Here is a 23,590-nt window from a genome sequence, read left to right on the forward strand (position 1 = left end):
TTCAGGAGAAGGTAATGACTCAGCAGGAATTCAACAACCGCCGCCAGGCGCTGTTGGCGAAAATGGCGCCGGCCAGCGCGGCGGTTATTTTCTCTGCGCCGGAAACGACGCGCAGTGCAGATTCAGACTATCCCTACCGGCAGAACAGCGATTTTTGGTACCTGACCGGCTTCAATGAGCCGGAAGCGGTGCTGGTGCTGATTAAAAGCGACGAAACGCACAACCACAGCGTGTTGTTCAACCGGGTGCGCGATTTGACGGCGGAAATCTGGTTTGGCCGCCGCCTGGGGCAAGACGCCGCACCGGCAAAGCTGGGCGTGGATCGCGCGCTGCCGTTCGATGAAATCAATGACCAACTGCACCTGCTGCTCAACGGCCTGGATGCGGTCTACCACGCGCAGGGCGAATACGCCTATGCCGATCAGATCCTGTTCGGCGCGCTGGACAAGCTGCGCAAGGGGTTCCGCCAGAATCTGCAGGCGCCTGCCACCGTGACCGACTGGCGGCCGTGGCTGCACGACATGCGCCTGTTCAAATCGCCGGAAGAGCTGGCGGTGATGCGCCGCGCCGGTGAGATCAGCGCGTTGGCGCATACCCGCGCGATGGAAAAATGCCGCCCGGGCATGTTCGAATATCAGCTGGAAGCGGAAATTCATCATGAATTCACCCGCCTCGGCGCCCGTTACCCGTCTTACAACACCATCGTCGGCAGCGGCGAAAACGGTTGCATCCTGCACTACACCGAGAACGAGAGCCAGATGCGCGACGGCGATCTGGTGCTGATCGACGCCGGTTGCGAGTACCAGGGGTACGCCGGCGACATCACCCGCACCTTCCCGGTCAACGGCAAGTTCAGCCGGCCGCAGCGCGCGGTGTACGATATCGTGCTGGCGTCGCTGCAGCGTGCGCTGGAGCTGTTTAAGCCCGGCACCAGCATCCGCGAAGTCAACGACGAAGTGGTGCGCATCATGGTGGTCGGGCTGGTGGAGCTGGGCGTATTGAAAGGTGAAGTCGATCAATTGATCGCCGAGCAGGCTCACCGTCAGTTCTTTATGCATGGGTTGAGCCACTGGTTGGGTCTCGACGTGCACGACGTTGGCCACTATGGCACGCCGAGCCGCGATCGGCTGCTGGAGCCGGGCATGGTGCTGACCGTGGAACCGGGGCTGTATATCGCGCCGGATGCGGACGTGCCGGAGGAATACCGCGGCATCGGCATCCGCATCGAGGACGACATCGTGATCACCGCCGACGGCAATGAAAACCTGACCGCCACCGTGGTGAAAGACGCCGATGCCATCGAAGCGTTGATGGCGGCGGCAAGGTCATAGCATGAGCGTCATTATCGTTGGTGGCGGTATGGCGGGCGCGACGTTGGCGCTGGCCATTTCGTCGCTCACTCAGGGAAGAATGGCGGTGGATCTGGTCGAGGCGACCCGGCCGGACGACCGCAGCCATCCTGGCTTTGACGCCCGCGCCATCGCTTTGGCACAGGGCACCTGCCAACAGCTGGCGCGCATCGGCGTTTGGCCGGCGCTGCGCGACTGCGCCACGCCGATCACTCAGGTGCACGTCAGCGATCGCGGTCACGCCGGTTTCGTTAATCTGCAGGCGCAGGATTATCAGGTCGATGCGCTCGGCCAGGTGATCGAACTGCACGACGCCGGGCAGCGGCTGTTCGCGCTGCTGGCGAAGGCGCCGGGCGTCACGCTGCACTGCCCCGCGCGGGTGGTGGACGTGATCCGCACCGCGGAGCGGGCGGAAGTGCTGCTGGACAACGGCCAGCGTCTGCGCGGGCAGCTGCTGGTGGCGGCCGACGGCTCGCGTTCGGCGCTGGCGCAGGCCTGCAACGTGCAGTGGCGGCAGGAGGACTATCCGCAGTTCGCCACCATCGCCAACGTCACCACGGCGGAAGATCCGCAGGGGCGAGCTTTCGAGCGCTTTACCCGCTATGGGCCGCTGGCGCTGCTGCCGATGTCGCAGGGGCGCAGTTCACTGGTGTGGTGCCATGCGCGCGAAGATCGCGCCCAAGTGGATGCCTGGGACGACGCGCGTTTTATCGCCGAGCTGCAACAGGCCTTCGGCTGGCGGCTGGGGCGCATCCTCAAGGCCGGTAAGCGGCACAGTTATCCACTTGGCCTGCTGACCGCCGATCGTCATGTCAGCCACCGGCTGGCGCTGGTGGGCAACGCGGCGCAGACGCTGCATCCGATCGCCGGGCAGGGGTTCAACCTTGGTCTGCGCGATGTAATGTCGCTGGCGGAAACGCTGGCGGAAGCGATGAACAGCGGCGAAGACGCCGGCGGTTATGCGCTGCTGAGCCGCTATCAGCAGCGGCGGCAAAACGATCAGCAGGCGACGATCGGCGTGACCGACGGATTGATTCGCCTGTTCGCCAACCGTTATGTCCCGCTGGTGGTCGGCCGCAATCTGGGGCTGATGGCGATGGCGCGTTTGCCGGCGGTGCGCGACGCCTTCGCCAAGCGCACATTGGGCTGGGTGGAACGTTAGACACAGAATCGGGCGCCCTGTGGCGCGCCCAAAAACGCGGCGTGGCAAGGCGTCGCGCGTTATTTAAGGAAATCGAGCAGCATGCAATCATTTGACGTGATTATCGCCGGTGGCGGTATGGTGGGGCTGGCGTTGGCCTGCGGCCTGCAGGGCAGCGGGCTGCGCGTGGCGGTGCTGGAGCAGCGCCAGCCGGATATGGCGCCGCCGTCGGAGCAGCCCGCGCTGCGCGTTTCCGCCATCAATGCCGCCAGCGAGCGTTTGCTGCAGCATATCGGCGTGTGGAACGACATCCTCCAGCAGCGCGCCAGCGCCTACAACGCGATGGAAGTGTGGGATCGCGATAGCTTCGGCAAAATCGCCTTCCGCGGCGACGAGTGCGGTTTCAGCCATCTCGGCCACATCATCGAAAATTCGGTGATCCAGCAGGCGCTGTGGAAGCGCGCCGAAAGCCTGTCGGACATCACGCTGATTACCCCGGCCGCGCTCAAGCAGGTGGCGTGGGGCGAGAATGACGCCTTCATCACGCTGGAGGACGGCCGTATGCTGACCGCCCGGTTGGTGATTGGCGCCGACGGCGCCCAGTCGTGGCTGCGCCAGCATGCCGATATCCCGCTTACCTTCTGGGACTATCGCCACCACGCGTTGGTGGCCACCATCCGCACCGAAGAGCCGCATCAGGCCACGGCGCGGCAAATTTTCCACGGCGACGGCATTCTGGCGTTCCTGCCGTTCAGCGATCCGCATTTGAGCTCCATCGTCTGGTCGGTCGCGCCGGAAGACGCTGAGCGTCTCAAGCAGCTGGAGCCGGAACAATTCAACCGCGAACTGGCGATGGCCTTCGATATGCGGCTGGGCGCCTGCAGCCTGGAAAGCGAACGGCTGGCGTTCCCGCTGACCGGCCGCTATGCGCGCAGCTTCGCGGCGCACCGCCTGGCGCTGGTGGGCGATGCGGCGCATACCGTGCACCCGCTGGCCGGACAGGGCGTGAACCTGGGCTTTATGGACGCCGCCGAGCTGATTTCCGAACTGCGCCGCCTGCAGCGGCAGGGCAAGGATATTGGCCAGCACCTCTATCTGCGCCGCTATGAGCGCCGCCGCAAACATGGCGCGGCGGTGATGTTGGCCAGCATGCAGGGTTTCCGCGAACTGTTCGACGGCAACCACCCGGCCAAAAAGCTGCTGCGCGACGTGGGGCTGCGGCTGGCGGACAGCCTGCCTGGCGTCAAGCCTAAGCTGGTGCGTCAGGCGATGGGCCTGAACGATCTGCCCGAGTGGCTTGCCTGACACCTGCCTTCTGCGAGCCCGCAGCGGGCTCGCGCTTCTCGCCTTATGCCATCGCGTTTCCTTATATAACCCTTCATTTGAAATAATCTAATTTCAGCCGCTTTTTATCATTACTTTTTCTAATTCCATGTTCGGTTATCAAAAGTCCGGATCCCATGTGCGGCCATAGGTTTGTTATATAAGTTCGGCATTTTGCCGCTTTAATTGTTAATTTTGTGCCTTAAGGCGCATTTTTCCAGTGAAAAACTCTGCACACTAGCCCGGCATTTTACCGCCCCGGAACGGCGATGAGCCTATTTTAACTTATGGTTAATGTGGTCGTTCGGTGATAAGTTCGGGGGAAAGGTATCGTTTGCGTCACGGCGATTGCACGCAGTTTTCGCCCGTCCCGGCGCAGCATTTGTGTTGAGCAGTCAGTGCGCCATGGCGATCGGGCCGCGAGCCAGGCTCCGCCGCATTGCGTGGCAGCACCCTAACTTCTAGCGACGAGTGGAAAGAGGGAAAAGATGGCAAAGCAAACCCCACTGTACGACCAGCACGTGGCGTGCGGTGCGCGCATGGTAGACTTTCACGGCTGGATGATGCCGCTGCACTACGGCTCGCAGCTCGATGAGCACCACGCGGTGCGTCAGGATGCTGGCATGTTCGACGTGTCTCACATGACCATCGTGGATCTGCACGGCGCTCGCACCCGCGAGTTCCTGCGCTACCTGCTGGCGAACGACGTCGCCAAACTGACCCAACCCGGCAAGGCGCTGTACACCGGCATGCTGAATGCCTCCGGCGGCGTGATCGATGACCTGATCGTTTATTTCCTCACTGAAGACTATTTCCGCCTGGTGGTGAACTCCGCCACCCGCGACAAAGACCTGGCCTGGATTGAAGAGCACGCCGCGCCGTATGGCGTCGCGCTGACGGTGCGCGACGATCTGGCGCTGATCGCGGTGCAGGGCCCGCAGGCCAAAGAGCGCGCCGGCACCCTGTTCACTCCGGAACAAAAAAGCGCGGTCGAAGGCATGAAGCCATTCTTCGGCGTGCAGGCCGGCGAGCTGTTCATCGCCACCACCGGTTACACCGGCGAGGCCGGCTATGAGATCGCGCTGCCGAAAGAGCAGGCGGCGGATTTCTGGCAAAAATTGCTGGCCGCGGGCGTCAAGCCGGCCGGTCTGGGCGCGCGCGACACCCTGCGCCTGGAAGCGGGCATGAACCTCTACGGGCAAGAGATGGACGAGGGCGTTTCGCCGCTGGCCGCCAACATGGGCTGGACCATCGCCTGGCAGCCGGAAGATCGCCGTTTCATCGGCCGCGAAGCGCTGGAACAACAGCGCGAGCAGGGCACCGAGCAACTGGTCGGCTTGATCATGACGGAAAAAGGCGTATTACGTAATGAGCTGCCGGTGCGTTTCACCGACGCGGCGGGGCAAACCCACGAAGGCGTGATCACCAGCGGTTCGTTCTCCCCGACGCTGGGCTTCAGCATCGCGCTGGCGCGCGTGCCGGCGGGCATCGGCGAGCAGGCCATCGTGCAGATTCGCAACCGCGAGATGCCGGTCAAAGTGACCAAGCCCGGTTTCGTTCGCGCCGGCAAGCCGCTGACAAATTGATTTTTTATTGATTGATTCTTTTATTTCTTCGAAGGAGTAACCGGCGATGAGCAATGTGCCAACAGAATTGAAATACGCATCCTCTCACGAGTGGGTTCGCGCAGAAGGTAACGGCGTTTACACCGTAGGCATCACCGAACACGCGCAGGAACTGCTGGGCGATATGGTGTTTGTCGATCTGCCGGAAGTGGGCCGCAGCGTCGCCGCCGGTGAAGACTGCGCCGTGGCGGAATCCGTCAAGGCGGCGTCGGACATTTACGCGCCAATCAGCGGCGAAATCGTGGCGGTGAACGCCGAGCTGGAAAGCTCCCCGGAGCTGGTGAACAGCGAACCTTACGGTGACGGCTTCCTGTTCCAGATTAAAGCCTCCGACGAAGGCGAGCTGGCGAACCTGCTGGACGCCGCGGCTTATCAGGCCTCGATCGACGAGTAATCGTGCCCACGCCCCAGGCCTTTCGGCCGGGGCGTTTTAGTTACCGTTCAAGCTATATCCCGTATCACGCAAGCATTCAGGAATTTGTAGCAATGACTCAGACACTCAGCCAACTCGAACACAGCGAAGCGTTCATCGAACGCCACATCGGCTCTTCTGCGGAACAACGCCAGGAGTTGCTGGCAGCGGTGGGCGCTCGCTCGCTCAGCGCGCTGATCCAACAGATCGTGCCGGCGGACATTCAGCTGCCGGGGCCGCCGCCGGTTGGCGGCGCGGCGACCGAACACCAGGCGCTGGCTGAGCTGAAGGCGATCGCCTCGCAGAATCAGCGCTACAAATCCTATATCGGCATGGGCTACAGCGCCGTGCTGACGCCGCCGGTGATCCTGCGCAATATGCTGGAAAACCCGGGCTGGTACACAGCCTACACCCCTTATCAGCCGGAAGTGTCGCAGGGCCGTCTGGAAGCGCTGCTGAACTTCCAGACCGTGACCCTCGATCTGACCGGCCTGGATCTGGCCTCCGCATCGCTGCTGGATGAAGCCACCGCCGCCGCCGAGGCGATGGCGTTGGCCAAACGCGCCAGCAAGCTGAAAGACGCCAACCGCTTCTTCGTGGCTGACGACGTGCATCCGCAGACGCTGGACGTGGTGCGCACCCGCGCCGAAACCTTCGGCTTCGACGTCATCGTCGATAAAGCGGAAAAAGTGCTGGAGCTGGACGGCGTGTTCGGCGTGCTGCTGCAACAGGTGGGCTCCACCGGTGAACTGCACGACTACAGCGCGCTGCTGGCTGAACTGAAATCGCGCAAAATCATCACCAGCGTGGCCGCCGACATCATGGCCCTGGTGCTGCTGACCGCGCCGGGCAAGCAGGGCGCCGACGTGGTGTTCGGCTCCGCGCAGCGCTTCGGCGTGCCGATGGGCTACGGCGGCCCGCACGCCGCCTTCTTCGCCTGCCGCGACGAGTTCAAGCGCTCGATGCCGGGCCGCATCATCGGCGTTTCCCGCGATGCCGCCGGCAACACCGCGCTGCGCATGGCGATGCAGACCCGCGAGCAGCATATCCGCCGCGAGAAAGCCAACTCGAATATCTGTACTTCGCAGGTGCTGCTGGCCAACATCGCCAGTCTGTATGCGGTGTATCACGGCCCGCAAGGGCTGCAGCGCATCGCCGGGCGCATCCACCGCCTGACCGACATCCTGGCCGCCGGGCTGCAGAAGGCCGGCCTGACGCTGCGCCACAACACCTGGTTCGACACCCTGACCGTTGAAGTGAAAGACAAGGCCGCCGTGCTGGAACGTGCGCTGAGCTTCGGCATCAACCTGCGTACCGACATCCACGGCGCCGTGGGCATCACGCTGGATGAAGCCACCTCGCGTGAAGACGTGCAAACGCTGTTCGCACTGCTGGCGGGCGACAATCACGGTCTGGACATCGACGCGCTGGACGCGGCGGTGAGCAAAAACAGTCAATCGATCCCGGCCGCTATGCTGCGCCAGGATCCGATCCTGACCCACCCGGTATTCAACCGCTATCACAGCGAAACCGAGATGATGCGTTACATGCATCGCTTGGAGCGTAAGGATCTGGCGCTGAACCAGGCGATGATCCCGCTGGGTTCCTGCACCATGAAATTGAACGCCGCGGCGGAAATGATCCCGATCACTTGGCCTGAATTCTCCGAACTGCACCCGTTCTGCCCGCCGGAGCAGGCTGCCGGTTACCAACAGATGATCGGCCAACTGTCTCAGTGGCTGGTGCAGCTGACCGGCTATGACGCGGTGTGCATGCAGCCGAACTCCGGCGCGCAGGGCGAATACGCCGGCCTGCTGGCGATCCGCCGCTACCACGAAAGCCGCAACGAAGCGGGCCGTCACGTCTGCCTGATCCCGAGCTCGGCGCATGGCACCAACCCGGCCTCCGCCCAGATGGCGGGCATGAGCGTGGTCGTGGTGGCCTGCGACAAGAACGGCAACATCGATCTGCACGATCTGCGCGTCAAGGCGGAGCAGGCAGGCGAAGAACTCTCTTGCATCATGGTGACCTACCCGTCGACCCACGGCGTGTATGAAGAAACCATCCGTGAAGTGTGCCAGATCGTGCACCAGTTCGGCGGTCAGGTGTATCTGGACGGCGCCAACATGAATGCCCAGGTGGGCATCACCACGCCGGGCTACATCGGCGCAGACGTTTCGCACCTCAACCTGCATAAAACCTTCTGCATCCCGCACGGCGGCGGCGGCCCGGGCATGGGCCCTATCGGCGTGAAAGCGCACCTGGCGCCGTTTGTACCGGGCCACAGCGTGGTGCAGATCGACGGCGTAACCACCCAGCAGGGCGCGGTCTCCGCGGCGCCGTTCGGCAGCGCCTCCATCCTGCCTATCAGTTGGATGTACATCCGCATGATGGGCGCGGAAGGCCTGAAGCAGGCCAGCCAGATGGCGATCCTGAACGCCAACTACATCGCTACCCGTCTGAAAGACGCATACCCGATTCTGTATACCGGCCGCGATCACCGCGTGGCGCACGAATGTATCCTCGACATTCGTCCGCTGAAGGAAGAGACCGGCATCAGCGAAATGGACATCGCCAAGCGCCTGATCGACTTCGGCTTCCACGCGCCGACCATGTCGTTCCCGGTAGCGGGCACGCTGATGGTCGAGCCGACCGAGTCGGAAAGCAAAGTGGAGCTGGATCGCTTTATCGATGCGATGCTGGCGATCCGCAGCGAGATCGACCGCGTCGCCAAAGGCGAATGGCCGCTGGAAGACAACCCGCTGGTGAATGCGCCGCACGTGCAGGCGGAGCTGGTCAACGACTGGCAGCACCCGTACAGCCGCGAGCTGGCGGTGTTCCCGGTGGCCGGCGTACGCGAGAACAAGTACTGGCCGAGCGTTAAGCGTCTGGACGACGTGTATGGCGACCGTAACCTGTTCTGCTCTTGCGTGCCGATGAGCGATTACGAATAACACGTTCGGCAAAGTTTGTGTTTGGGGGACACCGCATGATGCGGTGTCCCTTTTTATTTTATCGCGGCCTATTCTTTCCGGTACGTTCCCACGATTTGAGGAGTCATCATGCAAGCGGCAATCGTAACAGCGCTGGGGCAACCCCCGGTTTTCGGCACCTTTGAGGAGCCTCAGGCGCAGGCGAATGAAGTGCCGATCGACGTTCTGGCGGCCGGCATCAAGCAGCTGGATCGCGCCACCGTCGCCGGCACTCATTATTCCAGCCCGAAGCAATTGCCGATCGTGCCTGGCACCGACGGCGTGGGCCGCACGGCGGACGGGCAACGGGTGTACTTCGCCTCTTTCCGTCGCCCTTACGGCGCGATGGCAGAGCGCAGCGTCGCGTCCTGGACGGTGCCGGTGCCGGAGGCGGTGGACGACGCCACGGCGGCGGCGCTGATCAATCCGGCCTTCGCCGCCTGGCTGCCGCTGCGCTGGCGAGCGGATCTGCAGCCCGGAGAAACGGTGCTGGTCATCGGCGCTACCGGCACCTCGGGCAAACTGGCGGTTGCAGCGGCGCGTCAGGCGGGGGCCGGGCGCATCGTTGCCGCCGGTCGGCGCCTGAGCGTGCTGGAGGCGTTGGGTGTGGACGCCACGGTGGATCTGAGCCTGCAGGGCGAGGCGCTGGCGCAGGCCTTCGCGGCGGCGGCGGGGCCGGGTGGTTATCAGGTGATTGTCGATTACATCTGGGGCCCGGCGACCGAAGCGCTGCTGGCGACGCTCAATAATCACGATCTCTCGTCTTACGCCGGGGGGCGCGGCATTCGCTTGGTCAACGTCGGCTCGATGGCCGCGCCGGACATCCGGCTGCCGGCGGCGGTGCTGCGCAGCAATCAGCTGCAGATCCTCGGCAGCGGCACCGGCAACTTCCCGCCGATCCCGGAGATGCAGCGCTACGCGACCGAGATTTTGGCGCTGGCGGCGACCGGAGCGCTCACTATCGAGACGCAGGAGCACGCGTTGGCGGAGATCGCCGAGGTGTGGGATCTGAACAAGAAAAGCGACGTGCGTTCGGTGATACGCATCGCCCGTTAATCCCCGGCCGCTAGCGGCAGAGGCAGACCAGGTGAATGTCCTCCGGCTCACGGGCGAACAATTCGGTATCCGGATGTTCGATGAGCCGGCAGCCCTGCGCCAGATAGAAGTCTACGGTACTTTTGTTGGGAATGGAGGAGACGTACAGCCCGGCGGCGCCTTCTTGCGCCGCCTGCCGCAGGCAGAGCTGGAACAGCTGCTTGCCTAACCCCTGGCCGCGTTGGTGCGCGCTGACGTAAAAGAACAGCAGCTGGCGCAGATCTTGCCGCGGGCCACGCGGTTCGGTGTCCAGCGCCGCCGCTGCCACGATCTCCTCGCCTTCGAACAGCGCGAAGAACGCGCCACCGCGATCGAAGCACGCTTCGTGGATCGGCGTATAGGTTTCCCGATCGTGCGGATCCCAGCCGCGCACATCGTAGTAGTCCGGGTAGGGGTGCAGCTTGCCATCCTGCAGGCGATACAGGGTGTCGATAATTTCGCTGCGGTCGATATCCCACAGCCGGTCGAGTTGCTGCCGTTGCAGCAGTACAGGGGCGATCATGCTCGTGGTTAACTCTCAATCTGTGGCCGGTAACTTTCCGGCAAATCGATGATAAAGCCGATGCCGCGATCGTCGAGGCCTTCGGTGACGCGCAGCTGCGCGCCGATTTTGTCGGCCAGGTTGCGGGCGATGGCCAATCCCAGCCCGCTGCCGGTCTGTTGCGTGCCGGGCACGCGGTAAAAGCGCTCAAACAGGCGCGGAAGGTGCTCTTCGCTCACCCCGGGGCCGTTGTCGCGCAACGTAATATAGCAGCCGAGCGGCGCCAGCGAGCGGATATTGGCTTCTATGCGGCTGCCGGGCGGCGCATACTTGAGCGCATTGTCCAGCAGGTTGGTGAAGATGGCGATCAGCGCATGGCGGTCGGTACTCACCACCACCTCCTCGCTGCCGTCGAGCGACAGTTCGACATCTTTTTCCAGCGCATAGGGGACGTGCTGCGCGATGCATTTGCCGATCTCCGCATAGATATCCACCGCCTCAATCTTCAGCGGAAAATCTTCCGCCTCCAGCTTGGCCAGGTTGATCAGCTGGCGCGACAGCGACGCCGCCCGATCCAGCCCTTGTTGCATGTCGCCGATGATTTCCCGGCGCTCCTGCTGCTCGTTGACCTGGGTCAGCAAATGCAGCTGCGCCAGCACGGCGGCGATCGGCGTGCGCAGCTCGTGCGCGGCGTCGGCCATAAATCGTTTCTCGCGCTGATTGGCGGCGTCGATGCGCGCCATCAGTTTGTTGACCTCCATCACCACCGGCCGGATTTCCTGATACTGTTCGCTGACGTTGATCGGCGACAGGTTGCCAGGCTGACGATCGGAAATGGTGCGGGCGATCTGGCGCAGCGGCCGCAGGCTGAAATAGGCGGTAAACAGCAAGGTGATGATGATGGCCGCCAGAATGCCCAGCAGCGGTACGGCGGTGCTCTCCGCCGGGTTGCCGAACAGCGTGGTGCGATCGTTGAACGATTCGCCGACGATCGCCCGGTACTGGCGATTCTCGCTCCAGCTGCCGGCGAGATGCCAGTTGGCGCCGGCGTAATTGACCGAGCCGGACAGCACCGAAGGCGGCAGGCGCAGCGGCTCTCCCTGCGTTTGCGAACTGTAAAGCACCCGGTTGTCTCGATCGTAAACCACAAACAGCGGGTGATAGTCGATTTCATCCTGCATGCCGTTATTGATGGAATCAATGTACATGCCTTCAATGGTCTTGATGATGCCGCGGTAATCGATATTGTCAGTGCCGGTTTCGTCGAGAATATTGGCGATGCCTGCAGCGACGATGCGTTGCTGATTATCGAAATATTTCTCCATGTCGGGGTAATACCAATATTTCACCCAGGCGACGAGGAGCCCCCACAATAATAAAATGGCCAGCACCTGGAAAATAATGGTGCGCATAAAGAAGGATTTGAAACCGATCATTCCGCTACTCTTTCTTCAGCAAATAACCAATGCCGCGTACGGTAATAATTCTTTCTTTACCGATCTTGCGCCGTAAATTATGCATGTGCACTTCCAGCGAGTTGCTTTCCACGCTGTCGCCGTGGCCGAACAGCCGCTGTTCCAACACCGCTTTGCGCACCACGGTGCCGGCGCAACGCATCAGTTCGTGCAGCAGGTGATACTCTTTTTTCGACAGCATCAGCAGTTCGTTATCCAGCATGACCTGATGGTTGACCGGATCGAGATACAGCGCGCCGAGGCTCCAGGTTTGTGACGCGAAGCCCGCCATGCGCCGGTTGACCGCCTTGACGCGCGAGATGAGTTCGGGCAGCGCAAAGGGTTTGGCCAGAAAGTCGTCCGCGCCGGAATCCAGGCTGTTCACCAGGCTTTCAATGCGGTCGCGGGCGGTCAGGATGATGATCGGGATATTTTGCCCGGCGGCGCGCCAGGCGATCAGCCTCTGCAAACCGTCACCGTCCGGCAGCGTGAGATCCAGCAGCATCAAATCGAACCCGCCGGATGAAAGTTTATTTTCCGCGTCGACGAGCAGGCGCACCCAGCACAAATTAAAGCCGGCCAGCTCCAATGCTCGGCACAGCGCCTTGCCTAATTGCAGGTCGTCTTCCACCAACAGTATGTTCACGTTATTTCCGCTGAGATCCTTGAGTCGCGCTTATCTAACTATAACGCTGACGGGAAGACAACGGGGAAACCTGCGCTGCCTGCACGTTCTTAAGCAAACCTTAATCTGGCTTTAATCTCGCGTTAAGGGAACGAGGGGGGATTTCAGTTATTTTGCTGCCATTCGAAATCATGGCTGAGGGAGCGAAACATGCAGACTGACGGTTCCCCGCTCGCGGGCGCCTCGCGGCGGCTGATGTATTCAGGCGTGGCGATGCTGCTCATTCTGTTGATGCTGTCGTTTCGCGGCGATGTGCACAGCCCTGCTCACAAAGGCCTGCATGCTTCCGGTTTGCAGCGGGGCCATCAGGTGGCGGTAACGGACGCCTCCGGCTGCGCGAAATATCGGATTAAAAAGCTGCTGCGTCGCCTGGCTCAGCTCTGAAGCGTTTTCTAGAGCGCCGCTCTATACTCTGACTGGCAAACGGGGAGCCTGTGCGCAGGCCGTTATTTTTATATCGCCAACCAGAGAAAAAATACGATGACGAAAGTGGCATTGGTAACCGGCGCAAGCCGGGGAATTGGCCGCGCGACCGCTTTGCTGCTGGCCCGGCAGGGCTATGCGGTGGGCGTGAATTACCTGCGTGACGAAAGTGCGGCGCGCCAGGTGGTGGCGGAGATTGAGACGCAGGGCGGTAAGGCGCTGGCATTGCAGGCTGACGTGGCCGACGAAGCGCAGGTGATGGCAATGTTCGGCGCACTGGATGCCGGGCTGGGCACGCTCAGCGCGCTGGTCAACAACGCCGGCATTCTGTTCCAGCAGGCGAACATTGAACAGTTGACCGCCGAGCGCATCAATCAGGTGCTCAGCACCAACGTTACCGGTTACTTCCTGTGTTGCCGCGAGGCGGTGAAGCGCATGGCGCAGCGTCATGGCGGGCAGGGCGGCGCTATCGTCAATGTGTCTTCCGCCGCTTCTCGTTTAGGCGCGCCGGGAGAGTACGTCGACTATGCCGCCTCGAAAGGCGCCGTCGATACGCTGACCATCGGGTTATCGCGGGAAGTGGCGGCGCAGGGCATTCGCGTCAACGGCGTGCGGCCCGGATTCATCTATACCGAGATGCACGCCAGCGGCGGCGAGCCTGGGCGGGTGGATCGCGTGAAGGACAGTTTGCCGATGCAGCGCGGCGGCCAGCCGCAGGAAGTGGCGGAGGCGATCGCCTGGTTGCTGTCTGACGCCGCATCTTACGTGACCGGCACCTTTATCGAGGCCGCAGGCGGGCGTTGAACGCATCCGTAGGGTTTTGACATCCCTCCGGATGCGAGGTATTTTGATTAAATAACAATCAAAATGTAGTTACAAAAATGTATGTTTATTTTGAATGGAATCAGGATAAAAATCACAGTAACCAGCACAAACACCGTGTCAGTTTTGAGATTGCGCAACGGTTTTTTCTGGATCCCAACCATTTGGCTGTGTTGGAAAGGATCGAGGGTGGAGAAGAACGTTGGCAAACGATCGGCATGGCCGGATCCTGCTTGCTGTTGCTGGTGGCGCATACGACGATCGAAACGGATGTCGAAGGCGATACAGTAGAGATCGTGCGTATCATTTCAGCACGCAAGGCCGATGCCAAAGAGAGGGGAAGATATGAAGCGCAAAAATTCCGCCAAAAATCTGGCCCATAGCGTACTCCCGCCGTTGACGGAGGAGCAGAAAGCGCAAATTGCTTCACTGAGTGCGTTGCCGGACGAGGACATCGATTATGCCGATGCGCCGGCACTGGATGAGGAAAAGTGGCAGGCTGCGGTTCAGGGGCGTTTTTATAAACCGATGAAAGTATCGAAAACCATCCGCATCGATGCGGATGTGTTGGCCTGGCTTCAGCGGCCAGGCAAAGGCTATCAGAAACGCCTGAACGCCGTGTTGCGTGAGGCGATGTTGAAAGAGCATGAACACGGGGAATAATGTGTGCCAGGCGGCTAACGATCCGGTGAGGTTCTCACCGGATTTTTTTTGCTGTTTTTTCAGGTAATGCGTTATCAACGCCGGCGGTCTAATTGCGGCGCTCGGTCAAAACCACACAAACGGTCATTAACGGTCATGCTGCGGAGCGTGGAATTGTGACCGTTTACCGTTTCTCTCCTGTTTACCTTAGGCGTACGCGCATCATAACTGCCTGTTACTCCACACTTTCGTAATTATTCATTTCATTTCCTTCCCGATTTTTTTGACAACTATCACATCGCGATCGTTGACCGATCGCAGGGCGATGCGCTTTGCGTCCGCGCGCAAAACGCGGCGCGGCAAATCGATATCGTAATCAACGTTGTGGAGGAGAAAAGAAACATGCTGCCTGTAGAACGTCATCGCTTTATCACCGAAGTCTTGAGCCAGCGCGGCCGCGTGATGGTGCAGGAGGTGGCGCAGCTGTGCCACATCTCTATCGAGACGGCGCGGCGTGATCTGGCCTTGCTTGAACGGCGCGGCCTGCTGCTGCGCAGCCACGGTGGCGCGGTGTTCGTCGAGCCGCCGGCGGTGGAGAAAACCTATGTGCCCGCCGAGATAGACCAGGGGGAATCTTTCCGCCAGCGCAGCAACGAGGCGCCGGAACACAAGACGCGCATTGCCAAACGCGCGCTGGAATTTATCGCGCCGGGGGACTGCCTGCTGCTGGACAGCAGTTCCACCAGTTGGTTTTTGGCGCGCCAACTGCCGGATATCTCGCTGGTGGTGCTGACCAACTCGCTGCACATCATCCAGACGCTGGCCTGCAAGGCCAATGTGCGCACCATCGGCCTGGGGGGCGAGTATTCCGCCAAGTACGAGGATTTTATCGGCGTGCTGGCGGAGCAGATGCTGAAGGAGTTCGTGATCAACAAGCTGTTTTTCTCCTGCCACGGCATCTGCCAGGACGGCGGCATCCGCGAGAGCAATGAGCACCATGCGCGGCTGAAGCAGCAGATGCTGCTGGCGTCGGAACGCAAGTTCCTGCTGGTGGACAGCAACAAGTTCGGCCGCCGCTCGTTCGCCCGCATTTGTCATTACCGGGAAATAGACACGCTGATCACCGATAGGCTCAGCGACGACGAATTTCGTCAGGAACTGGCCTGGAACAACGTCGACGTGATTGAAGTTTCACCCGCCGCGAAAAGGGCGGCGCGATAACAACAACGAAAACCCTTATTACAGCCAACACTTGTGGAGAGAGAACAATGAAAAAATCCGTACTGGTCGGTCTGTTTGCCTCGCTGCTGCTGTCGGTCTCCGCGCAGGCGGCGGACAAGCTGAAAATGGGCGTGGTGGTGAAGATCGGCGGCATTCCCTGGTTCAACGCCATGGAGGCCGGCATCAAAAGTGAGAGCGCCAAACGCGGCATCGACGCCTGGATGGTCGGGCCGACGGCGGCGGATCCGGCGCTGCAGGTGCGCGCCATCGAGGATCTGATCGCGCAGAAGGTGGACATCATCGGCGTGGTGCCGAACGACGCCCGGGTGCTGGAGCCGGTGCTCAAGCGCGCGCAGGAAGCGGGCATCAAGGTGATTGTGCACGAATCCCCCGGCCAGAAGTACGCCGACTGGGATTTTGAGCTGGTGGACGCCTCGCAGCACGGGGTCAACCACATGAAAGCACTGGCCGCCTGCATGAAAGAGCAGGGCAAGTACGCGGTATACGTCGGCAGCCTGACGGTGCCGCTGCACATCACCTGGTCGGACTCGGCCATCAACTACCAGAAGCAGCACTACCCGAACATGCAACTGGTGGGCGACAAGTTCGGCGTGGGGGAGTCGCTGGATGACAGCGTGCGCACCACCAACGATCTGATGGCCAAGTATCCCGATCTGAAAGGCGTGCTGGCGTTCGGTTCGCAGGGGCCGATCGGCGCCGGGCGCGCGGTGCTCAACCGCGGCAAAAGCAACGATATCTGCGTCATCGGGCCGTTCAGCCCGGGCCAGGGCGCTTCGCTGGTCAATCGCGGCGCCATCAAGGGCGGTTACATCTGGAATCCGATGGTGGCCGGCGAAGTGTTCGTGCGCATCGCCGACATGATGCACAAGGGGGAGAAAATCACCGACGGCATGGCCATCGAAGGCATGGGCAAGGTGCAGGTGGATGCGCAGCAGCACACCATTCTCGGCAACGCCACCGAAAGCCTGGATAAGCAAAACCTGCCGAAACTGGTGAAGATGGGGCTGTAATCATGGCGATTTCCGGCAATACGGCAACGCAGGGCGCGCCGCTTATCGAACTGCAACAGCTGTCGATGACCTTTGGCGGGCAGCGTGCGCTGAACGATATTTCATTGGCGCTGATGCCGGGGGAGGTGCACTGTCTGGCCGGCACCAACGGCTGCGGCAAGAGCACGTTGATCAAGGCGATTGCCGGTGTCTATCAACCGGACGACGGCAGCCGCATTACCCTCGATGGACAAACCTTCGGCCGGCTGTCGCCGGATCAGGCGCGCGCCTTCGGCATTCAGGTGATCTATCAGGATCTGTCGCTGTTTCCCAACCTGACGGTGGCGGAAAACATCGCCTTCGAACACAACCTGCGCGGGTTGCTGGGTTGGCATCGCCCGGCGCGGCTGCGGCGCGCCGCCGAACGCCAGCTGCAATCGCTGAGTTTCAATCTGGATCTCGACAAACGGGTGGCGGAGCTGCCGATCGCGCAGCGCCAACAGGTGGCGATCTGCCGCGCGCTGGTGGCGCAGGCGCGGCTGGTGATCATGGACGAACCGACCGCTTCGCTGACCCGCACCGAGGTCAACCAACTGCTGCGCACGGTGGACTATCTGAAAGCGCAGGGCATCTGCGTGGTGTTCGTCAGCCACCGGCTGGACGAGGTGCTGGAGATCTCGGATCGCGTCACGGTGATCCGCGACGGCAACAAAGTCGGTACCTGGCCGGCGGCGGAGATCACCGGCGATCGTCTGACCGAGCTGATGACCGGTCTGAAGCTGGACTATCGCCTGAAAGCGCCCAGCCTGAATAAGGATCGGGTGATGCTGGAGGCGGATCGCCTGAGCCGCGCTGGGCAGTATCAGGATGTGAGCTTCCGCCTGCATCAGGGGGAGGTGCTCGGTCTGTGCGGGCTGCTCGGCTCCGGGCGTACCGAGCTGGCGCTGAGCCTGTTCGGCATGACCCGGCCGGACAGCGGCAAACTCTACCTCGACAGCAAACCGGTGCGCTTTCGCGGCCATGAGGACGCGATCAAGGCCGGCATCGGCTACGTCTCGGAGGATCGCCTGACGCTGGGGCTGGTGCAGCAACAGTCGGTGGCGGATAACGCGGTGCTGACCATTCTCGATAAGCTGCGCGGGCGCTTTTGCCTGATCGACGATTACCGCAAGAATCGCATCGTGGCGGAGTGGATCGCCAAGCTCGGCGTGCGGGTGGCGGATCCGGATCAGGCGGTTTCGACGCTGTCCGGCGGCAATCAGCAAAAGATCGTGCTGGCCAAGTGGGTGCTGACCCAGCCGCGGATCTTGATCCTAGACTCGCCGACCGTCGGCGTCGACGTCGGCGCCAAGGCCAGCATCTACCAACTGATCCATCTGCTGGCGCAGGAGGGGATCGCCATTTTGCTGATCTCCGACGAGGTGCCGGAGGTGTATTACAACTGCGATCGGGTGCTGCACTTCAGCGGCGGCAGCGTGATCGGCGAATACCTGCCGGGGCAGGTGAGCCAGCAGCAGCTGGCGGAGGCGGTCAATGCGTAGGTTCAGTTTGAAACCGCGCGGCAACGAAGGCTATCTGGCCTGGGTGTTGCTGCTGACGGTCATGGTCTTTTCACTGCTTAGCGATCGGTTTTTAACGGTGCAAAACCTGCTCGATCTCAGCGAAAGCTACGCGGTGAGCGGCATATTCGCCCTCGGCCTGTTTGTGGTGCTGGTGACCGGTGGCATCGATATCTCCTTCGCCGCAGTCGCCTCGGTGGTGCAGTACCTGATCGCCACGCTGGCGACCCACTACGGCCTGGCCAGCCCGGCGGGCAGCATTTTGCTGGCGTTGGCGATCGGCGCCGCGCTGGGCATGGTCAACGCGCTGTTGATCTACTGCCTGCGCATCGTCTCGATCATCGTCACCATCAGCATGCAGGCGTTGTTGTTCGGCATGCTGATGTGGCTGACCAACGGCCGCAGCCTGTACGCATTGCCGGACTGGTGGACGCTGCCGCGCAGCGTGCTGCCGTTCCAGCTGGGTGAACAGAGCTATCAGCTCGGTTTGCCGACGCTGGTGATGCTGGCGGTGGCGCTGTTGACCTGGCTGCTGCTGAACAAAACGCACCTCGGGCGCCAGCTGTTTGCCGTGGGCGGGGATGCGGAATCGGCGCGGCGCATCGGCATCCGCGTTGGCCTGCTGCATTTGTTCGCCTATGGCTATCTGGGCGCGATGGCGGCGATCGGCGGCCTGGTGCAGGTGTATCGCATGGGGGAAGTGGTGCCCAACGCGCTGGTGGGCGGGGAGCTCGACGTGCTGGCGGCGGCGGTGCTGGGCGGCGCCAGCCTGAACGGCGGCAAGGGCAGCGTGGTCGGCACGCTGATGGGCGTCTTCCTGATCGGCGTGCTGAAAAACGGCCTCAACCTGATCGGCGTGTCCAGCTACTTCATGAACGTGGTGATCGGTCTGGTGATCGTCGCGGCGATCACCGTCACCCACTACAAGAAACGTAAAGAAACCGACGTCGGTTTCGCCTGAGGAGCGCCTGATGGGCAACAACCTGAAATTTCGTCCGGACGGGGTCGCCGTCGGTCTGCTGGCATTGCTGCTGGCGGTGGTGCTGGCCTTTAGCCTGCTGATGCCGGGGCGCTTCTTCAGCGGCGCCACCTTCACCAGCGTGGCCTTCCAGCTGCCGGAGCTGGGCCTGCTGACGCTGGCGATGTTCATCCCGATCCTCAGCGGTGGCCTGAACCTGTGCATTATCGCCAGCGCCAACCTGACCAGCCTGCTGATGGCCTGGCTGTTCATCAGCTACCTGCCGGCGGATGCCGGGCTGGGTTTGCAGGCGCTGTGGCTGGCGTTGGCGCTGGCGGCGGCGATGCTGTTGGCCGGGCTTATCGGCGCGGCGACCGGCGCGCTGGTGGCTTACGTCGGCGCGCATCCGATTCTGGTGACGCTGGCCACCATGACCACGGTCAACGGCATCGGCATCTACCTGACGCGCGGCGCGGCCCTGAGCGGCATGCCGGAGATCGTGCGGTTTATCGGCGCTGAGCGCGTGCTGGGCGTGCCGGTACCGCTGTGGATTTTCCTGGTGGTCGCCGCCTTGCTGGCGCTGTTCTTGCAGAAAACCCGGCTCGGCAAATGCATCTACATGAGCGGCAGCAACATCAACGCCACCCACTTCAGCGGCGTGAATACCCATCGGGTGTTGATCGCCATTTACACCCTCTCCAGCCTGCTGTGCGTCATTGCCGGGCTGGTGATGATGGCGCGCTTCAACTCGGCGCGCATGGGTTACGGCGACTCCTACCTGCTGCTCACGGTGCTGGCGATCATTCTGGGCGGCACCGATCCGTTCGGCGGTTTTGGCCGGGTCAGCGGCGTGGTGTTGGCGCTGATCGTGCTGCAGGTGATCGCGACCGGTTTGAACCTGATGAACGTCAGCCCGCATTTCAGTCTGGCGATGTGGGGCGCGGTGCTGATCGCGGTGCTGGCGCTGAAGTTTTTCCGCCATCGCTATCGGCAGCGGCGGGCGATGCGCCGCAGCGCGGCCCAGGCCAGAATCGCGGCGGGCCACTGATCCCTTTTCCCTTTTGCGCAGGATAACGCTAATGAAATACCAGATTTCACCTTCACTGATGTGCATGAACCTGATGGATATCCGGCAGCAATTGGCGGTGCTGAATCGCCGCGCCGATATGCTGCATATCGACATCATGGACGGGCACTACGTTAAAAACATCACGCTGTCGCCGTTCTTTATCGAACAGATCCGCCCGCATACCTCGTTGTTGCTGGACGTGCATTTGATGGTGGAGAACCCGACCGATTTTATCGAGCCGATCGCCCGCGCCGGGGCGGACTTTATCTGCCCGCATGCCGAAACCATCAACCGCGACGCGTTCCGCGTGATCAATCAAATCCGCGCGCTGGGCAAAAAAGTGGGGGTGGTGCTGAACCCGGCCACGCCGGTGGAGTTTATTCGCCACTACCTTCACCTGCTGGACAAGGTCACCGTCATGACCGTCGATCCGGGCTATGCCGGGCAGCCGTTCATTCCCGAAATGCTGGACAAGATCCGCCAGTTGCGCGATCTGAAAAGCCAACAAAATCTGCGCTATCTGATCGAGATCGACGGATCCTGCAACCAGCGTACTTATCGCGATCTGATGGGCGCCGGCGCGGAAGTGTTGATCGTCGGCAGCTCCGGGTTGTTCAATCTCGATCCGGATCTGGAGGCGGCATGGGAAAAAATGCTGGATCAGATGCGGCAGGCGGCCTGAGGCGGGGGACATGATGCGGCATTTTCTTGGCGTTGACGTCGGCGGCACCAATACCCGCCTGCTGTTGATGGATGATGACGGCGAGTTTAGCGCTTACCGCAAGATAGCGACCGCCGACTGGGCACGGCAGGCCGATCCGCTGGCGGCGTTGGGCCGCCTGATCGCCGGGCATAGCCAGGATCGTCAGGTGGCGCAGGTGATGCTCGGGTTGCCGGGGATCCTCAGCCGCGATCGCTCGCGGGTGCTGTCGCTGCCGTTCATTCCGGCGCTGGATGCCCAGCCGGTGGCGGCGCTGTTGGCCGACTTGCTGGCGCTGCCGGTGCGAATGGACAAGGACGTCAACCATCTGTTGTGGTGGGACTTGCAGCAGCTGCCGGCGCTGCCGCAGGTGGCGGTAGGGCTGTATCTGGGCACCGGCATGGGCAACAGCCTGTGGCTGAACGGCGATTTTTACCACGGGGCGCATGGCGCCGCCGGCGAGTTGGGGCACATTCCCTGGCCGGGCCATCTGGGCGAGTGCCCGTGCGGCAAACGGGGCTGCGTCGAGAGTTTGACCTCCGGCCATTGGCTGACCGGCTGGGCGCGCGCCAACGCGGCGCAAACGCCGTTCGACCGGCTGTTCGAACGCCATGGCGATCATCCGGATTTGCAGCGTTTCGTTGAACGATTGGCGCAGACCATCGCCATCGAAATGAATGTGATCGACCCCCAACGGCTGATCCTGGGCGGCGGCGTGATCGCCATGCGCGGTTTTCCGTTGGCGCGGCTGGAGCAAGAGATCCGCCGTCATCTGCGCGGGCCGCAGCCGGCACAGGGATTGGCGATCTCCATCAGCCGCCTGACCGATGAAACCGGCAGCAAAGGCGCCTGTCTGGCCGCCCGGCGCCACCTCCAATTGAGCAGGGAGTACCAGCAATGAAAGGCAAAGTCTGCGTGTTCGGTTCGTTCAACCTGGATATCGTCGCCGGCATGGCGCGGTTTCCGCAGCCCGGCGAGTCGCTGATCGCCCGTAACAGTATGATGGGGGCGGGCGGCAAGGGCGCCAACCAGGCCACCGCCGCGCTGCGCGCCGGGGCGCGGGTGCATTATATCGGCAAGGTGGGGCGCGACGACTTCGGCACCTTCGCCCGGCGTCATCTCGCTGCCGCCGGCTTCGATGCGGTGACGCTGTTCTCGACCGGCGATTGCCCGACCGGCAATGCGCTTATCTACGTTGCCGGCGAGGATGCGGAGAACATGATCGCCGTCGATCCCGGCGCCAACCTGACGGTCAGCGAGGACGAGGTGCGCCAGTGCCGCCCGGCGATCGCCGCGGCGGATATTCTGTTGACCCAGCTGGAGAACAACCTGCCGGCGATCGAACAAGTGATCGCCATCGCCCGCGAGGCGCGGACGTTCATCATTCTCAACCCGGCGCCGTTTCAGCCGGTGCCGGACAGCCTGCTGGCGCAGGTCGATCTGCTGACGCCCAACGCCACCGAATGCACGTTGCTGACCGGCGTGCCGGTGCGGGATGTGGCTTCGGCGCGTCAGGCGGCGCAGGTGCTGCACGCCAAGGGCATTCGTTTGCTGATCGTGACCTTGGGCACGCAGGGGGCGTTGTTCTCGGACGGGGAAAACAGCGAGCTGATCCCGGCGTTTCCGGCGCAGCCGAAAGACACCACCGGCGCGGGGGATGCGTTTAACGGCGCTCTGGCGGCGCAGCTGGCGAATCAGGTGCCGTTAGCCGATGCGGCGCGCTTCGCCGCCGCCTACGCGGCGGTCTGCGTGGAACGCGCCGGGGCGGCGGGATCGATGCCGAGTTATGAGGAGGCGTTGGAACGCCAGCAGGCGTTCGCTTGACGTTGACGGGCTGCGGCGCAGAGGCGGCAGCCCGGCTCCCTTACTTCAACCAGCCTTTGCGCTGCGCGTCCCGCAGATGTTGCTCCATATGGTGCCACAGCTCGGGGTGTACGTCGGCGATCGACGCATTGCGCGCCAGTACCTGCTCCAGGCTGATGCCGTTTTCTACCCAGCTCTGGCCTTCATTGTGCAGATTCATCAGCATCGGCATGGTGCGATCCAGCAGCAAGGCAAAGCGCGCATCGGCGCTTTCGCCGTCTTCATATTCCTGCCATAAAGCGGTGAAATACTCGCGCTGAGCCTCCGGCAACATGCCGAACAGACGGCGCGCCGCCGCCACTTCCTGATCGTGGATCGCCGCGCGGGCCGCCAGATCGTAGACCAGCACGTCGCCGGCGTCGATTTCCACGATGTCATGCAGCAGCGCCATCTGGATCACGCGCTGAATGTCTACGTCATCACCGGCGTAGGGCGCCAGGCTCATGGCGGCGATGGCGAAATGCCAGCTGTGTTCGGCGGAGTTTTCCTGGCGCTGGGTGCCCAGTACCTTGGTGCGGCGTTGTACGCCTTTTAACTTATCGATTTCCATCAGGAACTGGATGGCCTGGGTCATTGAACCGAAATCTAACGCGGGTACAGCGGATGACATGGTGTAAACCTCAAGGTGGGTGGGTTGAAGCCTGACGATTGTAGACCAGCGGGCGGGGGATTTCGATGGTTACACGCGTTCACATTTTTATTTTAGCGTACACGTGTACACTGGAATTATTCTCAGTTAAGCTGCTTTGCGTTAATTTCGAACAAAGCAGGGCATTTTGAGGGGTT

At 62.0% G+C, this 23,590-nt stretch carries 23 protein-coding genes; 19 read left to right on the forward strand and 4 right to left on the reverse strand.

Annotated elements, in window-relative coordinates:
• Positions 1-14 precede the first annotated feature (14 nt).
• The 7 genes from pepP to JL05_RS08510 all read left to right on the forward strand — a co-directional run bounded on the left by pepP (position 15) and on the right by JL05_RS08510 (position 9,878).
• Positions 15-1,331, forward strand: coding sequence for a Xaa-Pro aminopeptidase (pepP, locus tag JL05_RS08480; protein WP_016930007.1), 1,317 nt, complete (start codon positions 15-17; stop codon positions 1,329-1,331).
• Between the two features lies 1 nt (position 1,332).
• A complete protein-coding gene (gene ubiH, locus JL05_RS08485) occupies positions 1,333-2,511 on the forward strand; it encodes a 2-octaprenyl-6-methoxyphenyl hydroxylase (RefSeq protein ID WP_033632151.1) in 1,179 nt (392 codons plus the stop codon).
• Between the two features lie 81 nt (positions 2,512-2,592).
• Positions 2,593-3,795: an FAD-dependent 2-octaprenylphenol hydroxylase gene (ubiI, locus tag JL05_RS08490; protein ID WP_033632153.1), complete on the forward strand. Its 1,203-nt coding sequence runs from the start codon at positions 2,593-2,595 to the stop codon at positions 3,793-3,795.
• Positions 3,796-4,301: 506 nt separating this feature from the next.
• Positions 4,302-5,399, forward strand: coding sequence for a glycine cleavage system aminomethyltransferase GcvT (gcvT, locus tag JL05_RS08495; RefSeq protein WP_004931631.1), 1,098 nt, complete (start codon positions 4,302-4,304; stop codon positions 5,397-5,399).
• Positions 5,400-5,445: 46 nt separating this feature from the next.
• Complete coding sequence (gcvH, locus tag JL05_RS08500) at positions 5,446-5,832, forward strand: glycine cleavage system protein GcvH (protein ID WP_033632154.1); 387 nt, start codon at positions 5,446-5,448, stop codon at positions 5,830-5,832.
• A 92-nt stretch (positions 5,833-5,924) separates the two neighbouring features.
• Complete coding sequence (gene gcvP / locus JL05_RS08505; protein WP_033632155.1) at positions 5,925-8,804, forward strand: aminomethyl-transferring glycine dehydrogenase; 2,880 nt, start codon at positions 5,925-5,927, stop codon at positions 8,802-8,804.
• Between the two features lie 108 nt (positions 8,805-8,912).
• Positions 8,913-9,878, forward strand: coding sequence for a quinone oxidoreductase family protein (locus JL05_RS08510; protein WP_033632156.1), 966 nt, complete (start codon positions 8,913-8,915; stop codon positions 9,876-9,878).
• Positions 9,879-9,888: 10 nt separating this feature from the next.
• Here the strand turns inward: JL05_RS08510 and JL05_RS08515 are convergent, their stop codons facing one another.
• Genes JL05_RS08515 through JL05_RS08525 form a run of 3 tightly spaced genes read right to left on the reverse strand, consistent with a single transcriptional unit; the run spans position 9,889 to position 12,498 of the window.
• Complete coding sequence (locus tag JL05_RS08515) at positions 9,889-10,416, reverse strand: GNAT family N-acetyltransferase (RefSeq protein WP_049240107.1); 528 nt, start codon at positions 10,414-10,416, stop codon at positions 9,889-9,891.
• An 11-nt stretch (positions 10,417-10,427) separates the two neighbouring features.
• Positions 10,428-11,834: an ATP-binding protein gene (locus JL05_RS08520; RefSeq protein WP_033632157.1), complete on the reverse strand. Its 1,407-nt coding sequence runs from the start codon at positions 11,832-11,834 to the stop codon at positions 10,428-10,430.
• Positions 11,835-11,838: 4 nt separating this feature from the next.
• Entirely contained in the window at positions 11,839-12,498 is a 660-nt protein-coding gene (locus JL05_RS08525) for a response regulator (protein WP_004931642.1), read from the reverse strand.
• Between the two features lie 189 nt (positions 12,499-12,687).
• Between JL05_RS08525 and JL05_RS08530 the strand changes: the two genes are divergently transcribed.
• The 12 genes from JL05_RS08530 (at position 12,688) to rbsK (ending at position 22,765) form a co-directional block, all read left to right on the forward strand.
• Positions 12,688-12,921 (forward strand): hypothetical protein, encoded by a 234-nt coding sequence (locus JL05_RS08530; RefSeq protein WP_033632158.1) that lies wholly within the window; start codon positions 12,688-12,690, stop codon positions 12,919-12,921.
• A gap of 96 nt (positions 12,922-13,017) precedes the next feature.
• On the forward strand, positions 13,018-13,764 hold the full coding sequence (locus JL05_RS08535) for an SDR family oxidoreductase (RefSeq protein ID WP_033632159.1): 747 nt from the start codon (positions 13,018-13,020) through the stop codon (positions 13,762-13,764).
• A gap of 77 nt (positions 13,765-13,841) precedes the next feature.
• Positions 13,842-14,165, forward strand: coding sequence for a BrnT family toxin (locus JL05_RS24780; RefSeq protein ID WP_072010087.1), 324 nt, complete (start codon positions 13,842-13,844; stop codon positions 14,163-14,165).
• Complete coding sequence (locus JL05_RS08545; RefSeq protein WP_004931651.1) at positions 14,128-14,445, forward strand: BrnA antitoxin family protein; 318 nt, start codon at positions 14,128-14,130, stop codon at positions 14,443-14,445. Before JL05_RS24780 ends, JL05_RS08545 begins: the two co-directional genes overlap by 38 nt.
• 381 nt (positions 14,446-14,826) lie before the next feature.
• Positions 14,827-15,645 carry a DeoR/GlpR family DNA-binding transcription regulator gene (locus JL05_RS08550; protein ID WP_033632161.1) on the forward strand — a complete coding sequence of 273 codons (819 nt, stop codon included), beginning with the start codon at positions 14,827-14,829 and terminating at the stop codon, positions 15,643-15,645.
• A 47-nt stretch (positions 15,646-15,692) separates the two neighbouring features.
• Positions 15,693-16,676, forward strand: coding sequence for a substrate-binding domain-containing protein (locus tag JL05_RS08555; protein ID WP_033632162.1), 984 nt, complete (start codon positions 15,693-15,695; stop codon positions 16,674-16,676).
• A 2-nt stretch (positions 16,677-16,678) separates the two neighbouring features.
• Positions 16,679-18,196 carry a sugar ABC transporter ATP-binding protein gene (locus JL05_RS08560; RefSeq protein ID WP_033632164.1) on the forward strand — a complete coding sequence of 506 codons (1,518 nt, stop codon included), beginning with the start codon at positions 16,679-16,681 and terminating at the stop codon, positions 18,194-18,196.
• Positions 18,189-19,175, forward strand: a complete 987-nt coding sequence (locus JL05_RS08565; RefSeq protein WP_004931660.1) for an ABC transporter permease — start codon at positions 18,189-18,191, stop codon at positions 19,173-19,175. Before JL05_RS08560 ends, JL05_RS08565 begins: the two co-directional genes overlap by 8 nt.
• Positions 19,176-19,185: 10 nt before the next feature.
• Complete coding sequence (locus tag JL05_RS08570; RefSeq protein ID WP_004931662.1) at positions 19,186-20,220, forward strand: ABC transporter permease; 1,035 nt, start codon at positions 19,186-19,188, stop codon at positions 20,218-20,220.
• Positions 20,221-20,251: 31 nt separating this feature from the next.
• The gene (gene alsE, locus JL05_RS08575) at positions 20,252-20,923 is read left to right on the forward strand and encodes a D-allulose 6-phosphate 3-epimerase (RefSeq protein WP_033632165.1); all 672 of its coding nucleotides are present in this window, start codon (positions 20,252-20,254) and stop codon (positions 20,921-20,923) included.
• Positions 20,924-20,933: 10 nt separating this feature from the next.
• Complete coding sequence (gene alsK, locus JL05_RS08580; protein WP_033632166.1) at positions 20,934-21,842, forward strand: allose kinase; 909 nt, start codon at positions 20,934-20,936, stop codon at positions 21,840-21,842.
• Positions 21,839-22,765, forward strand: coding sequence for a ribokinase (rbsK, locus tag JL05_RS08585; RefSeq protein ID WP_015378971.1), 927 nt, complete (start codon positions 21,839-21,841; stop codon positions 22,763-22,765). The genes alsK and rbsK overlap by 4 nt, the downstream gene beginning before the upstream one ends.
• 40 nt (positions 22,766-22,805) lie before the next feature.
• Here rbsK and JL05_RS08590 read toward each other — a convergent pair whose 3' ends face one another.
• A complete protein-coding gene (locus tag JL05_RS08590) occupies positions 22,806-23,414 on the reverse strand; it encodes an HD domain-containing protein (RefSeq protein ID WP_033632167.1) in 609 nt (202 codons plus the stop codon).
• Between the last annotated feature and the right edge of the window lie 176 nt (positions 23,415-23,590).

The organism is Serratia nematodiphila DZ0503SBS1 (assembly GCF_000738675.1).
Taxonomy (GTDB): Bacteria; Pseudomonadota; Gammaproteobacteria; order Enterobacterales; family Enterobacteriaceae; genus Serratia; species Serratia nematodiphila.